The organism is Mycobacterium ostraviense, assembly GCF_002705925.1.
Lineage (GTDB): Bacteria > Actinomycetota > Actinomycetes > Mycobacteriales > Mycobacteriaceae > Mycobacterium > Mycobacterium ostraviense.
Window position 1 is genome coordinate 1 of sequence record NZ_NKRE01000012.1, and the last position, 253, is coordinate 253.

1 protein-coding gene is annotated in these 253 nt (G+C 67.2%); it reads right to left on the reverse strand.

Annotation, left to right across the window (positions count from 1 at the left end; translation table 11 throughout):
* Nucleotides 1-253: EamA family transporter (locus tag CDN38_RS33610; RefSeq protein WP_099319490.1), on the reverse strand; the 253-nt coding region annotated here is incomplete at both ends.

Consider the following 253-nt stretch of genomic DNA (forward strand, 5'->3'; position numbering starts at 1 on the left):
GCACCGAGCAGATGGTGCAGGGTCAGCGGCTCGTTCAACAGCCACGCCGACAGCAGCAGCACGCTGATCACTTCCAGGTGCGAGGCGGCGAATGCGGGGCCGATCGGCGCATGCCGCAGCAGGCTCATCCAGGTAAAGAACGCACCCACGTAGCCGAGGATGGCGCCGTACACCCACGGCTGCGACAGCACGCGCAGCAGCCACGCGGTGTTGGCCTCGACCGGCAGCGCGGCATCACCGGCGTACTTGAAAC